General features: G+C 49.9%; 9 protein-coding genes. 6 read left to right on the plus strand and 3 right to left on the minus strand.

Annotation, left to right across the window (positions count from 1 at the left end; translation table 11 throughout):
* Nucleotides 1-129: 129 nt before the first annotated feature.
* Nucleotides 130-1,317 carry an acetoin utilization protein AcuC gene (locus LQV63_RS01040; protein WP_233695369.1) on the minus strand — a complete coding sequence of 396 codons (1,188 nt, stop codon included), beginning with the start codon at nucleotides 1,315-1,317 and terminating at the stop codon, nucleotides 130-132.
* Nucleotides 1,318-1,642: 325 nt separating this feature from the next.
* Entirely contained in the window at nucleotides 1,643-2,275 is a 633-nt protein-coding gene (locus LQV63_RS01045; protein WP_019424827.1) for a GNAT family N-acetyltransferase, read from the minus strand.
* 261 nt (nucleotides 2,276-2,536) lie between these two features.
* Here LQV63_RS01045 and acsA point away from each other — a divergent pair, with 261 nt between their 5' ends.
* The 6 genes from acsA to LQV63_RS01075 all read left to right on the plus strand — a co-directional run bounded on the left by acsA (nucleotide 2,537) and on the right by LQV63_RS01075 (nucleotide 10,777).
* Nucleotides 2,537-4,261, plus strand: a complete 1,725-nt coding sequence (gene acsA, locus LQV63_RS01050) for an acetate--CoA ligase (RefSeq protein ID WP_019424828.1) — start codon at nucleotides 2,537-2,539, stop codon at nucleotides 4,259-4,261.
* 238 nt (nucleotides 4,262-4,499) lie between these two features.
* Nucleotides 4,500-5,891, plus strand: coding sequence for an extracellular solute-binding protein (locus LQV63_RS01055; protein ID WP_233695370.1), 1,392 nt, complete (start codon nucleotides 4,500-4,502; stop codon nucleotides 5,889-5,891).
* A 96-nt stretch (nucleotides 5,892-5,987) separates the two neighbouring features.
* The gene (locus tag LQV63_RS01060; protein ID WP_233695371.1) at nucleotides 5,988-6,938 is read left to right on the plus strand and encodes a carbohydrate ABC transporter permease; all 951 of its coding nucleotides are present in this window, start codon (nucleotides 5,988-5,990) and stop codon (nucleotides 6,936-6,938) included.
* 434 nt (nucleotides 6,939-7,372) lie between these two features.
* A complete protein-coding gene (locus LQV63_RS01065) occupies nucleotides 7,373-8,230 on the plus strand; it encodes a carbohydrate ABC transporter permease (protein ID WP_233695372.1) in 858 nt (285 codons plus the stop codon).
* 207 nt (nucleotides 8,231-8,437) lie between these two features.
* Nucleotides 8,438-9,877: a PTS transporter subunit EIIC gene (locus LQV63_RS01070; RefSeq protein ID WP_233695373.1), complete on the plus strand. Its 1,440-nt coding sequence runs from the start codon at nucleotides 8,438-8,440 to the stop codon at nucleotides 9,875-9,877.
* 60 nt (nucleotides 9,878-9,937) lie between these two features.
* Entirely contained in the window at nucleotides 9,938-10,777 is an 840-nt protein-coding gene (locus LQV63_RS01075; protein ID WP_233695374.1) for a PRD domain-containing protein, read from the plus strand.
* A 105-nt stretch (nucleotides 10,778-10,882) separates the two neighbouring features.
* Here LQV63_RS01075 and LQV63_RS01080 read toward each other — a convergent pair whose 3' ends face one another.
* Nucleotides 10,883-14,050 (minus strand): transglycosylase domain-containing protein, encoded by a 3,168-nt coding sequence (locus tag LQV63_RS01080; protein WP_233695375.1) that lies wholly within the window; start codon nucleotides 14,048-14,050, stop codon nucleotides 10,883-10,885.
* Nucleotides 14,051-14,930 lie beyond the last annotated feature (880 nt).

A 14,930-nucleotide genomic window follows, 5' to 3' on the forward strand; every position in this document is an offset into this window, starting at 1 on the left:
TTTACAACTAGCAGGCCGTTGATATTGCGCATCTCATAGCCCTCCTCGTAGAGAAGGATGGAGCAAGCGTATGTCAACGGCCTATTTCAATCCCGCTGGTAGTTGAAGGACTTCATTCTCGAGTCAGTTCTAGCGCACATATTCCAGCGCCAGATTCTTCACATGAGCATTGCGCTCCTCAATGAAGTTCCGTCTAGGCATTGGGACCCAGCTCTCGACGTCATCAAGCCATGTCCCCGGCAGGGGCATAGGAGATTTCTGTGACCAATGGGTGACCCACGGGACAGGCAATTGGTGCAGTGGTTCATTCTCTAACAGCAGCCGCAGCGGGTCTTCGTTCATTTCTAACCAGAGCAGGCTCCACGCGCGCGGAACGACTTGCCATATTTCGTAGCCGCCGCCGCCAAGAGCGACCCATCTTCCGTCACAATACTCGTGCGCCAGCTGATGGATGAGTCGCGGCATCTCCGCGTAAATCCGCATGCTGCAGTGCATGTGTGACAGCGGATCCAGCGCATGCGCGTCGCAGCCGTGCTGACTGACGATCATATCGGGCTTGAACGAGCGGGCAACCTGTTGAATGGTCTCCCTGAAGCATTGCAGCCACGATTCGTCCTCTGTATACGGTTCCAACGGAACATTGACGCAGGCGCCGAATCCCTCTCCCGCCCCGCGCTCATGCACGAAGCCGGTCCCGGGAAATAAATATTTTCCCGTTTCGTGAATAGAGTAAGTAAAGACATCCGGGTCCGTATAGAACGACCATTGCACACCGTCTCCATGGTGAGCATCCGTATCGATATATAGGATGCGCGCGCCATAATGCTTGCGCAGCCAGGCTATGGCAACGGAGGCGTCGTTGTAGACGCAGAAGCCTGCGCCTTTCTCCCCAAACGCATGGTGAAGCCCTCCGCCCAAATGAAGGGCGTGTGCGGCTTGTCCCGACATAACTGCATCACATGCCGCGATAGAACCTCCTACAATGGCGCAAGCGGCGTCATGCATTCCGGGGAAGTAGGGGGTATCTTCTGTATGCAGCCCGTATTTATCTGCCCGTGACGTCCACTCCAGATGGGGACGAGGGTCACTGAGCCGCCTCACCGTTTCAATATAATCATCACGGTGAATTAATCCCAGCCATCGCTCCCACTCAGCGAGGGTTCCCTTGGGCCGGATAATTTGCGCTTCGTGCAAAGCTCCGGCATGATAGAGAAGGTCGTTCGTCATCACGACCCGCTGCTGATCGAATGGATGATCGGCGTGAAAGCGATAGCGGAGGGAATCATTGTGCATGAAGTATAGAGCATTTCCTGACATCTGATATCCATCCCTCTCATACAAACTAATAGAGGCAGTTCTAAGCGCAAAAACGCATGCAACACAATTAGTAGTGCGTGTTCAAAAAGGCCACTTTTCAGCACCGAAAAGGTTGCAAGAACCCGAAGCGTATGCTTCCGAAGTGGGTTTTGCTCCGCAAAACTTATAAGGAGGAGCGGAGTGTAGATGAGGCTACATGAGCACCTGAAATGTTTCCAAAGGAAACATACTCCGGAAGAATAAGCTCTTGAGGGTGAATGCAAGATTCGACGCCGAATAACATCTTGAGATGCTCGTGTTCAAAAGGGGGATTTTTGAACAACCTCTAATACATGAACCGTTGTCTAAAACGGACGCGATCGAACTGTTCCTTTGAATCGAGCGGCACGTCCTTTCCGATACGTACCATCAAACAGTTGGCAGGGTGGGCACAAATCTCGGGATCGTCAGTCGCATACCATATCATCTCGACCGACTGCATCAGCTTTTCCATCATTTTTCGGTAGTCCCATACGCTCAACCCCGTACCTTCCATATCCCAATGCCAATAATATTCGGTCGTAAATACGATATAGCTTTCCAATTGATCATCTTCAAATGCGGTGATGATGAGCTTTTTGCCTAATCCTAGAGAACGATAGTCATTTGCCACTTCGATGGCGCCGAGCTCGATTAAATCTTCCATATTTCCTTCGGACCAACGTTCCAGCTCATCGGGATAATGAAACGTGACATAGCCTACGATCGTCTGTCCGTCACGTGCAATAATGATGCGCCCTTCTGGCAGTTCCGCAATTTCGATGAGCGCCTGATGCTGTTCTTTCGGCCTTCGGAACGCGTTCAAATCGGCATGCATGCTTAAGGTGCGCAGCGCCTCAGGCTGAATGGGTCCTTCAACCACAACGATGCGTTCCTCATGAGGAATGATTTGCGCGTGATAACATTTTCGATGTTCCACACCTAGCAGCTCCTTTCGTCTCTATCCTATCGTTATAGCAAAAAAAGGGTGCTTTGAAAAGGAAAAGAATAGGCGAAAAGGTTTGCATGTGATATAATAATTTTGCCATAAAATTCATGGAATCTCCCCTTGACAGCACGAACGACATCATCGTCCTTGGAATTACAGCTTTCTGAAAGCGGTTTTATTGCATCGTCTGAAATCGTCTGATGGCTGAAGCTACCAATAAAGAAGGGAAAGAAATAGGAGGATGAAACGACTATGAGTAACGTGCAAGGAGAAATCATTGCTGCATCAGCAAGTAACCCGAATATGCAGAGCTATGAAAATTGGGCAGGGAATTTTAATTGGGAAGACGTGGAGAAGCAATTCTCTTGGTATGACACGGGAAAAGTAAACATGGCGTATGAAGCGATCGATCGCCATGCCGCGAATGGACGCGGAGACAAGGTGGCGCTTCATTACAGCGATGCGGAGCGGGATGAATCATACACATACGATGACATGCGCCGCAAGACGAATCAATTCGCGAATGTATTGCGTAAACACGGCATCCAGAAGGGTGACCGCGTCTTTATCTTTATGCCGCGTACGCCAGAGCTGTATTTTAGCTTTATGGGCGTATTGAAGGTGGGGGCGGTTGTAGGGCCATTATTCGAGGCATTTATGGAGACTGCCGTCAAAGATCGGCTGGAGGACAGCGGCGCGGTAGCGATCGTCACGACGTCAACGCTGCTTCAACGTGTGAAGCGCGAGGAACTGCCCCAATTGAAACATGTCATCGTGGTCGGCAACGATGTGCAGACCGGCGACGGACTGATCGATTTCCATGCTGAGATGGCCGATGCAGTGGAAGAAGCGGACATCGAATGGCTGGAGCGGGAAGACGGCCTTATTATGCATTATACATCCGGTTCGACTGGCAAGCCGAAGGGTGTCTATCATGTCCAGAATGCGATGATTCAACAAGCTTATTCAGGGAAGATCGTGTTGGATCTCAAGGAGGATGACATCTACTGGTGTACGGGCGATCCAGGTTGGGTCACAGGCACGGCCTACGGCATCTTCTCCCCATGGCTGAACGGCGTTACTAACGTCGTTCGCGGCGGGCGCTTCAGTCCTCAGGACTGGTACGGCACGATTGAAAAATATAAAGTGACGGTGTGGTACAGCGCGCCTACCGCTTTCCGCATGCTGATGAGCGCTGGCAACGACGTCATCGCGAACTTCGACTTGTCCAGCCTGCGCCATGTGTTGTCCGTAGGCGAGCCACTGAATCCGGAAGTGGTGCGCTGGGGGATGAAAGCATACAACCATCGCATTCACGACACGTGGTGGATGACGGAAACGGGCGCGCATATGATATGCAATTATCCTGCCATGCCTATCAAGCCGGGCTCGATGGGGCGTCCTGTGCCGGGGATCGAAGCGGCTATTCTCGACGATCGAGGCAACGTGCTGCCGCCATATCGCATGGGCAACCTGGCGATTCGCACGCCATGGCCGGCGATGATGCGCAAAGTATGGAACAACCCAGCCAAGTACGAAGAATATTTCCGCTTCTCCGGCTGGTACATCTCCGGGGATTCCGCGTATATGGATGAAGAAGGCTACTTCTGGTTCCAGGGTCGTGTCGATGACGTCATCAACACGTCTGGAGAACGAGTCGGTCCATTCGATGTCGAGAGCAAGCTGGTGGAGCACCCAGCTGTGGCGGAAGCCGGTGTCATCGGCAAGCCGGATCCGATTCGCGGGGAGATCATCAAGGCATTCATTTCCTTGCGCGAAGGGTATACGCCTTCCGACGAGCTCAAAGCGGAGATTGCCCAATTCGTCAAACAGGGGCTGTCCGCTCATTCCGCACCGCGGGAAATCGAGTTCAAGGACAAATTGCCAAAGACACGTTCTGGTAAGATAATGCGCCGTGTGCTGAAGGCATGGGAGCTGAGCCTGCCGACCGGAGACCTGTCTACGATTGAAGATTAATGTTCCGCACTCGTTCTATAAAGTGTTGACAAATTCATAATTGTGGGATATTATCCCAGTAGCGAAGCGAATTTGCAACGCGAAACGACAAGTACAGAAGAATGGACATAACATGTTACCGCAAGGGCATTCGTTATGGAAGTTCAGTCGCTATGTGACTGCCTTCTTAACGTATGCCCTTTTTGTCGTTCCGCTGTTTTCGCTTGCTTTACTTCTAATTTGGAGAGGGGTAATCGATATGAACGCAAAGCGTCCCACTTGGGGCAACTCCCTGAGGCTGCTCATCATATGCGTGCTGGTCGTGATGATGGCAGCAGGTTGCAATTCCGGCAGCAAGACGAATGAAACGGCGAGCAGCAACGGCAGCGGCACGGAGACCATGCAGAAAGAGGAGTCGAAGCAGGAGAACACCGATCAAGGCAATGATGAAGTGTCGGGCGATTTTGAAATCCAATATTTTGTAGGCGGCTACGGCGATCAAGGCTGGAAGATGATTTTGGCGGAATTCCAAAAGAAATACCCGAACGTGAAAATTAAGGAATCGGCTGGTTCTAAAATCAATGATCAGATGAAACCACGCTGGATTCAAGGCAACCCTCCTGATTTCGTATACATTGATGGTGCGGGATCGAATGCGACGCAAATGGTGCTTGACGATCAATTGATGGATTTAACCGATTATTATAAGGATGCCAAAAACGCGGATGACAATATCATTAAGGATGAGCTTCTGTTGAAGCCGATTGAATACGACGGTAAAATTTACACGCTTCCATTCGTGTTTGGTTCTTGGGGTGTGTTCTACGACAAAAAGCTATTTGCCGATAATGGGTGGACCGAGCCGAAAGATTTCGACAGCTTCTTGAGCGAGTCGAAGAAGATTAAAGATTCCGGCAAAGTGAATGCGCCGCTCATCTACACAGGGAAATATCCGTACTATTTCCACGGTGGCATTCTGGATTCGGCGTTTGTCGTGAACAACAATGACGATACGTCGATTTTACTCGATATGGCAGCATTAAAAGAAGGTATCTTCAAGAGTGACCCCGTAAAGAAAGCGTTGGCGCAAATGGTTCAAATGAGGGATGCCGGCATCATTGATCCAGCCTCAGCACCGATCAATCACATCGACTCGCAGATGCTATTCCTCCAGCATAAGAATGCATTTATACCGAACGGTCTCTGGTTAGAAAATGAAATGCAGAAAGATGTGCCGCAAGGTTTTGAATTCGGTTTCATACCTTCGATTACACAGCCAGCAGGCGGCAAACATATTGCGATACCGTTTACAGCAACGGTCGGCATTGCGAAGAAAGCGAAAAATCCTGCGGCGGCGAAAGCCTTCCTGGAATTTTTGTTCACGAAGCAGTCAGCTATTACATGGGCGGAACAGACCGGAGCTCTCGGCAATCTGAAGGCAGATCTCGACAATTCCAATGCAAGCGCCCTCGTGAAGTCAGCGATGAAATTTTATGGTTCTGACAATACGATCGTAGCGCCTTACGTGCAGCTGAATGCGGATGTCGACAAGGTGAAGCAAGATTCTACGCTCGCGCTTATGACCGGCAGCATTACGCCAGAAGAATGGATGGATCGAATGGAGAAAGCGGCAGCGAAGGTGCGGAAATAACGGTAAAGATGAGGCGTATGCGCAAAGAAACGGATGTGTGTGGCCATTCGCCGCATGCATCCTTCCCAATACAATGTGAAATGGAGGGAGACACACGTGAACAGTACGCCACCTGTTCTAGGCGTGCCGGTTAAGCCGGAAGCGCCCCGCGGTTTCACTTGGAAGAAGAAACGAAACATGTTCATGTTCGTGTTCACCGTACCGACGCTGCTGTTTTTTTGCTTATTTATGATATATCCGATCTTTCACGGGCTCTACTTCAGCTTTACCGATTGGTCCGGCGGCTCAGAGACGAAAAACTTCATCGGATTCGACAATTATAAAGAGATGCTGAATGATCCGATTATCGGCACAGCGATTGTAAATGACTACTTCCTCGTGTTTTGGAAAGTGATCGGCATTGTCGGACTTGGTGTATTGTTCGCCGTCGTATTGACGAGGTTTCGGCTGCGTGGAACCGTATTTTTCCGATCTGTCTTTTTTATTCCGAACATATTATCCGTAGTTGTCATCGGGGTGCTGTGGAATTACATTTACAATCCGAGTATCGGATTTTTGAATTCATTTCTATCCTTATTTACGAGCGAGAACGTGCAGACGCCATGGCTCGGCGATACAAAGCTTGCAATATGGATGCTTCTGCCGCCCTCGATTTGGGCAGGAATTGGATTTGTTATGATTCTCGTCATCGCGGCAATATTGAACATTCCAAAAGATTTGTACGAGGCGGCGAGCATCGATGGCGCGCAAGAGTGGCAGCAATTTTGTCGGATTACGATGCCGCTTGCATGGGAGCAGATTAAAGTCTCGATCTTGTGGGTCGTCATGACGACGCTGAACGGCTCCTTCGTGATCGTATGGATGATGACGGAAGGGGGACCGGATAATTCGACACAGGTAATGGGCTCCTACTTATATCAGATGGGATTCCGTCAATACCATTTCGGCTATGCTTCCGCTATCGGCGTCCTTATTCTTATTTTGTCATTAATTACGACTTTGGCTTTGCAGCGCCTCATGCGCAGAGATGTGGTGGAATTAGCCTGATGCTTCGTGATCAAAAGGGGGCTTTTTGAACAACCTCAAATAATAAGCGTTCAAAAAGGTCGCTTTTCAGCACCGAGAAGGTTGCAAGAACACGAAGAAAGAGGAGCGGAGTGTAGGCGAGACTACATGAGCACCGGACTTCGAGAGTGAATGCAAGATTCGATGCCGAATGTCATCTTGGGATGCTTCGTGATCAAAAGGGGGCTTTTTGAACAACCTCTAATAATAAGCGTTCAAAAGGGTCGCTTTTCAGCACCGAGAAGGTTGCAAGAACACGAAGAAAGAGGAGCGGAGTGTAGGCGAGACTACATGAGCACCGGACTTCGAGAGTGAATGCAAGATTCGATGCCGAATGTCATCTTGGGGTGCTTCGTGATCAAAAGGGGGCTTTTTGAACAACCTCTAATAATAAGCGTACAGAAGGGGGGACCTATATGCAATCTGCATGGCAGCATAAGCGCAACAACCCAGTCATACGTTGGTTGCTTTACGCATTGATGGCGGTGTGGAGCATCTGCGTCATATATCCGCTTATATGGACCGTTCTCGGCTCGTTGAAGAGCAATCAACAATTTATGCTCAAAGCACCGTGGAGCCTGCCGGACTGGCCGTTTCGCTGGGACAACTTCGCGAACGTTTGGAACAATTACAATTTAGGAACGTACTTTATGAATTCTCTCCTGGTGACGACTGTGAGTACGGTGCTGGCGTTATTGTTGGCATCGACAACCTCTTACATCATTGCGCGTTTTCCGTTTCGCGGCAGCCTTGCCCTATATAACCTCTACTTAGCCAGCATGATGATTCCACTTATATTAGGATTGATTCCATTGTTTTTCCTGTTATCGGATCTAGGGCTAGATAATTCGTTGTTTGGTCTTAGTTTCGTTTATACAGCGATTAATTTACCTTTCGGCATATTTGTGCTCGTAGGATTTTTCAAATCGCTACCCAAAGAATTGGATGAAGCGGCTTCGATCGATGGAAGCTCCCATTACGGCGTTTTTTTTCGCATCATGCTTCCGCTCGCCAAGCCGGGAATTATTTCGGTTGGCATGATGAACGTATTGAACATTTGGAACGAATATATTATCGGTACAGTGCTTGTGAACGATCCTGGCAAGTATACCATTCCTGTCGGTATTGCGGTCATGCAAGCCGAAATGCAATACCGCACGGAGTGGGGAGCCTTGTTTGCAGGACTGCTGTTGTCCATCGTGCCGGTTCTTATCTTATATACGATTTTCCAAAGACAGATTACGAGCGGCATGATGGTGGGAGCTGTGAAATAATGTGAACTAAAGTGCGAGATCAAAAGGGCCCCTTTTCAGCGCCAAGAAGGTTGCAAGAACTCGAAGAAGGAGAAGCGGAGTGTAGGCGAAACTACATGAGCATCGGACTTCGAGAGTGAATGCAAGATTCGATGTTGAACCGCATCTTGGGATACTTCGCGATCAAAAGGGGACTTATTGAACAACCTCTTAAAGTAGGTGCGGAGCATGAGATTGATGTCTTGTATGCAGCAGATCGGGCGTTCGCTCATGATACCGATTGCAGTACTTCCCGCGGCGTCGATCTTGGTTCGAATCGGAGAATTTCAATTTGAGACCCCTTGGCTTGCGGCGGTTGCCAGCGTCTGCAAGTTAGGGGGCGATGCCATTTTTGGGAACTTGCCCATTTTTTTTGCCATCGGCGTGGCGATTGGATTGACTTCCGGTCAAGGTGTGGCTGCGTTGGCGGCGGCGGTAGGCTATTTCGTATTTACAAATGTGCTGAAGCATTTCGAGACAGGGGCCGCTGCAGAGCTCGATACTGGCGTGCTTGGGGGCATGCTTTGCGGCGGACTTGCCGCATGGCTGTATCAACGATTTCATCAGGTTAAACTGCCGGAGGCCTTAGGATTTTTCGGCGGAAAAAGGTTTGTTCCGCTCATTACTTCGCTCATCATGGTCGTCGTCGGGGTCGGAGTGGGCTTCATCTGGCCTTCAGTGCAGCAATTGATCCGAGAAGTGGGCACGGGGGCGATGACGTCCAGTGAATGGGGGGCGGGGATTTACGGCATATTGAACCGCTTGCTCATCCCAACGGGACTGCACCATATTTTGAACAATATCGCATGGTTTCAACTTGGCGAATTCACGACTACAGCAGGCAGCATCATTCGTGGCGATATGTGGAGATTCCACGCGGGCGACCCGACGGCCGGTCTCTTTATGGCAGGCTTCTTCCCTGTCATGATGTTCGGACTTCCAGGCTACGCTATGGCCATCGTCCACGCGGCACATCGAGAGGAACGCAAGCGCATCGCATCGATTATGCTCACCGCATCGTTAACGAGTTTTTTGACGGGCATTACCGAGCCGCTGGAATTTGCCTTCATGCTGACCGTTCCTTTGTTGTATGCCATCCATGCAGTGTTCACTGGGGTTTCAATGATGCTGACCTCCTGGCTTGATATTCGGGCAGGCTTCGGATTTTCGGCCGGGTTTATCGATATGGTCATCACGTGGACGAATGGTCGCCATATGTGGCTGCTCCTCTTGTTGGGGCTCATTTACTTCGGGCTGTATTACACCGTGGCTTCCCTTGCCATTAAAGTATTTCATCTACAGACGCCAGGAAGACGCGAGACAGCGCTGCATGAAGCGGTTCAGCCGACAGGACTGCTATCTGATGAGATGGAGAGCAAGCTCGAGCAAATTATCGGTTGTGTCGGTGGGATGAGCAACATTCGTTCAGTGGATGCCTGTATTACTAGACTGAGGCTGCAGCTGTGGGACGATGCGAAAGTGGATGAAGCGGGACTATTGATGTTGGGGGCATTTGGATTCATGCGGGTAGCGAAAGGACATGTTCATATTATTATGGGAACCGATTCCGATATTTTGCGTGAAAAAATAGAGCAAAGACTTGGCGTAGCCGCATATATCAATGGGTAGTGCATAGGAGTGGCATAGAGTGGGGTGGACGTTTCTTGGATTAGATGGAGGGGGAATCAAATGATTGAACGTAAAATTGTTCATATCCTATCTCATAACGTTGTCATGACCAAGCTGTCAACGGGTAAGAACTCCATCGCTTTTGGCAAGGGGATCGGATTCCAGAGAAAACCGGGCATGCCCGTCAATGAGGCTGACATCAAACAGGAATTTTTGTTGCAAACCTCTGCAGTTCTGGAACACTATGAGCATATATTGAATGCTGTTGATTTCAAGATTATCGGAGTCGTAGAGGAAGTGATCGCCTTTGCTCAAGGGCATTTGGAGGGCGATTTCTCCGAAACGATTCACTCTGCGTTAGTGGACCATATTAATTTGGCGATTGAGCGCACGAAGCGCGGTCTCTTCATTCGCAATCCGTTCACGTTTGAAATTCAGCATTTATACCGGGATGAATATCGCGTTGCGGAGCATGCGATTGATTATTTGAACGAGCAGCTTGAGGTCGATCTGCCGCCTGATGAGGTAGCCTTTCTCGCGATGCATTTTCACGGGGCAAGACGGAGCGAGAAGGGCGGACATGCCGTTTCTGAAATCAAGATCATTTCTAAGGTGCTGGAAGAAGGCAAAAAGATAGGCATCCGTTTTGATGAATCCCTTTCTACCATACTGTTTATCGGACATGTAAAAGGGTTGATTGACAGAGTGAAGGCAGGAAAGACCTTGAATAATTCACTGCTGGTTCAGATTCGCGAGGAATATGAAGATGCGTACGAACAAGCAATCATGCTGGCTGGAGCGATTGCGGACGGACTGAAGAAGCCCGTGCCTGCGGAGGAGATCGGATTTCTGACAATGCATCTGGAACGATTGGTTCAACGTCAGAATTTTGTTATATAAGTGCGAGATCAAAAGGGGGTTTTTGAACAACCTCAATAAAAAAAGAGGACAGGGCTGCAAATTGCACCCTGTCCTCTTGCACTGTGTAAGGGAATCAATCTTCCGTTACTGAACTTTGACAGAAGCGGTTGGTTCGGATTCTCCAGCACCGTTCACTGCGGATACTCGATACCAGCCTTCAGGCGTCATTGTAATCAGTTCGAACCCTGGTGTTGGAGAAGAACCGATATGCTCAAAGGTGCCGCTGCTGCTCGAACTGAAATAAACACGGTACTCGCTTGGATTGTTGGAGGAAGCTTTCCAAGAAAGCTTTACCCCCATGTCCGTCAACGAGGATTGGAGTCCACCCGGTGTGCCCGGAGGTCCGGCTGCTGCCGGTGGTTCTTCGGTACCGGTGGAATCGCTGCTATTGTCTGTCGATCCGCTGTTGTCAGACGTCTCTCCGTCATCGGTCTGCGTCGGATCGGTAGTATCAGGCACACCCTCTCCCTGACCGGTCTGTTCGGGAGGATTGTTCGGCTCGATAGGCACGCCGTCTCCCCATTGAACAGTCGCTGACGGTGTGGACTCATGGCCGCCGACATCAACAGCGGTCACATAGAACCCGTATTGCTTGCCTGAAGATACGTAATTTTTGAACCGCGTCTCATCGCCTGTCAGCACCGTTCCTTCAGCGCGCTGGAACGCTCCGCCGTTTAACGAGCGATACAGCCTATAACCGACGACGTCAGAACTGCCGCTTGGGGAGAAGCTGATGCGCACCGTCCCATCCCCGGGTGCTTCCACATTAAGATTCCCCGGAGCCGTAGGTGCTTTCCCATCGTCTTTGCGCGGGTCAACCTTCGCTGGCGCATCCGAAGTGGCATCTTCCGGCAAATAGCTTGATAATGAGCGACGACGGCTGCTGGAAGACAAGTGGCCGAGCGCCTTCTTCAACTCCTCGATAAGCTCTTGAATCGGCTTCTCGCGCTTAATAACGACCTTCTCACGCGTCATATCATCTGGTGTGTTCTCCTGCGGAATGTAATTCACACCGTCATAGGTGATGTATTTCGCCCGTACGAGCACATCTTCTTTTTCTGTCGGTATATATTTGCGGTTGAAAATATCGGTCACATAGCGGCCGGCTTGACGTGTTAATTCGTCTGGCAGCTTGCCGCTGTATCCGGATACCGTCATGCTTACGATGCCGTCCGGACGCTTGAATTCCTTTGTCTTCAACAATTCAGGTTTTGCCTTCGTCACTTCGTTCATCACTTTTGACCAGATCTCGGTTGACCGTGAATAGGCACTGCGGTTCAAGACGTGAATCGGCTGATCATATCCGACCCAGACGCCCATCGTGACGTCAGGCGTATATCCGACAAACCACGTGTCCGCATAGTTCTGCGTCGAACCGGTCTTGGCCGCGACTTCGACCGAACCATATTGATTGAACTCAGATTTGACGCGTCGGGCCGTACCTCTTGGGCCGGAGATGACTGACTTCATCATATCCGTCATCAGGTAGGCGCTCTGCTTCGAGACGACCTTTTGCGGCTCTGCCTTGTGCTGATACACGATATTCCCTTTGGAGTCCATAATTTTTGAAATCAAATAAGCGTCATTAAAAACACCTTCATTCGCGATGACTCCGAATGCATTGGTAATTTCCTCGACCGTAACCCCATAGCGCAGACCGCCGATTACGCCTGTCTGTGCATAATAGTCTTCCGGCTGAATAGTTGTAATACCGAGCTTCTGCACGAAGTCAAGCGCCTTCTTCACGCCGAGCTTCTCAATGTAAATATTGAGCGCCGGCAAGTTCAGCGATTGGCTTAGCGCATCACGTGCGGTCACTAGCCCTTGATAGCGGCCGGTGGCGTTGCCCGGGATGTGGTAGCCCTTCGAGCCGTCCTTCAGCACCATCGGCGCATCGTCCAGTATTGAGGCAGGCTGCACCTTGCCTTCTTCAATCGCCGGTAAGTATGCGGCGAGCGGCTTCATGGTAGAACCCGGCTGACGCAGCATCTGCGTGGCAAAGTTCATCTGCTCAAGATAGAAATCACGGCCTTCAATCATGCCGAGAATGGCCCCGGTCCGGTGATCGAGCATAAGCGCGGCCACCTGCTCTTCGCCCTTCGTATCGCTAGTAGGGGAGAAGTTGTCCTTATTGTTCGAGACGCGCTTCATTGAGCTGTATATGTCTTTGTCGATCGTGGTGTAGACCAAATATCCGCCACGAAGCAGCTGCTCACGCGCATTCTGCAACAGCTCGTTGTTCTCGCGCTTGCGCAGATCCGCTTTGGTGAGTCCCGGATTTTGTTGAAGCAAGAGAACTTCGGCCGCAGCGCGCTCTGCTTCCAGCATCAGATAAGGGTATGTAGCATAAGCTTTCTCTTTGGGTTTCGCAATCGAGGCGCGAATGTCGAACGCCACGGCTTCGTTATATTGCTGCTGCGTAATTTTGTGTTCCTCCAGCATGCGCTTGAGTACTAATTTCTGGCGTTCTATAGCACGGGTTAACCCTTTCTCGTTCGGTTCGCCCTTCCCGTTGAACGCGGAATAAGCGGAAGGAAGCTGCGGAAGCCCGGCTAAATAGGCGGACTGTGCAATATTGAGTTGATCCAATTTATCAATGTTAAAAATTCCTTTGGCTGCCGCTTTAATTCCATACAGATTATACCCTGTCGAACCGTTTCCAAACGGTACTTTGTTTAAGTAGGCTGTAATTATTTCTTCCTTAGACAGGACGCGTTCCATGCGCAAAGATAATAGGATTTCTTTGGCTTTACGGCTATCGGTACGGTCTAAATTAAGAAATACTCGTCTTGCCAATTGCTGTGTGAGCGTACTGCCTCCTGTTTGTACAGGTCGTCTCAGGACCTTTTGCATTACAGCACGAGATAGACCTCTAATATCAATGCCCATATGTTCGAAGAAGCGATTATCTTCGGTTGCGATTAAAGCATCGATGACGGATTGCGGTATTTCATTCAAGGAGACGGGTCGTCGGTCTTCCTCGGTGCGCAGTTGTCCGATTTGAGTGCCGTCATTGAAATAGACAAAGCCCGTAACGGCATTTTCCTGAATTTTCTGCTCAATCAATTCGCGCGGGCGAATCGGTTCATCCTTGACTAAGGACGTGACGTAACCGGCGCCTGCACCACCAACGAACAAGCCGCATAGCAGGCCGAACAGCATGAGCCACTTTATAACGGACCAAATTCGACGACCAATCGACCTTTTCCTCGTCGGTTGCTCGTCATTCTCCGTCAATTTCTCCTCAACCATGCATTTTTTCCTCCTTAATAATTGCAGCGCTTTCCATTATACCATAAAATTTGATTGGGTAGATGTCACTTTTATTAGCGGATTGTAGGCGTTAAACAGGCGGTGCGACAAGGTCTAATGACCTATGCTTCAGGTCGTATTCCGGCCCGATTCAGCCTTGCAAATTGATGAGCGCAGGAGTAAAAAGATGATTACGAGCGTCACATGTGTCGGCACCAGAGCACACCAACCACTAGCATGGTCATGGAATGAAGCCGCACTTCCGTGCAGAATGGATTCACTGCGTCCGGATTGGTCTCTATATGAGAGAACGCGAACTCCACAGTCAAGCTATCTACCTGTATTTGAAGGCGTTCATTTTGTTTTAACCGCTGAATCGAGGCAAGCTATCTCGTCATTGTTCCTTCGCGTCACCCTCCCTCTTGGTCAGAATAAGGATGCACATGTTCATGATAGTGTGCCCTTCTTGGCTCCCTCCTCTGGCTCAATCTCTGAGGCTGTGCACAACCGCAGTGGAAGGTGTCATCTGAATGATGGGGGGAGTGGGCAGAAGATGAGAAAGGTTACACCGAGGTTGAAGTTTGACATCTGAATGATGGGGAGAGTGGATAGAAGATGTGAGAGGTCACACCGCGGTGGAAGTTACTATCTGAATGACGGGGAGGGTAGGTAGAAGATGCGAAAGGACATCCCTTCTTCGGGCAGGATAGAGTGACGGTGACTCTTGTGCGCGATGACAGGATGAAAACCCTATGAAAGGTTGTTCGTAAAAGCACCCTTTTGACCAATAAGGAATATTAAAATTCCGTGAAGCGTTAAAGCGAAGCAAACATTCCTTTTGGCGATAAAATCCACCTATACACGCGGTCGCTCATCTTCG

The sequence above is a fragment of the Paenibacillus profundus genome (assembly GCF_021369635.1).
Classification (GTDB): Bacteria; Bacillota; Bacilli; order Paenibacillales; family Paenibacillaceae; genus Paenibacillus_B; species Paenibacillus_B profundus.

What these genes read in the sequence shown, in the direction of transcription:
- LQV63_RS01055 (WP_233695370.1), top strand. Translation starts at nt 4,500, where the DNA reads ATGAACGCAAAGCGTCCCACTTGGGGCAACTCCCTGAGGCTGCTCATC.
- LQV63_RS01075 (WP_233695374.1), top strand. Translation starts at nt 9,938, where the DNA reads ATGATTGAACGTAAAATTGTTCATATCCTATCTCATAACGTTGTCATG.
- LQV63_RS01040 (WP_233695369.1), bottom strand. Translation starts at nt 1,317, where the DNA reads ATGTCAGGAAATGCTCTATACTTCATGCACAATGATTCCCTCCGCTAT.
- acsA (WP_019424828.1), top strand. Translation starts at nt 2,537, where the DNA reads ATGAGTAACGTGCAAGGAGAAATCATTGCTGCATCAGCAAGTAACCCG.
- LQV63_RS01080 (WP_233695375.1), bottom strand. Translation starts at nt 14,050, where the DNA reads ATGGTTGAGGAGAAATTGACGGAGAATGACGAGCAACCGACGAGGAAA.
- LQV63_RS01070 (WP_233695373.1), top strand. Translation starts at nt 8,438, where the DNA reads ATGAGATTGATGTCTTGTATGCAGCAGATCGGGCGTTCGCTCATGATA.
- LQV63_RS01065 (WP_233695372.1), top strand. Translation starts at nt 7,373, where the DNA reads ATGCAATCTGCATGGCAGCATAAGCGCAACAACCCAGTCATACGTTGG.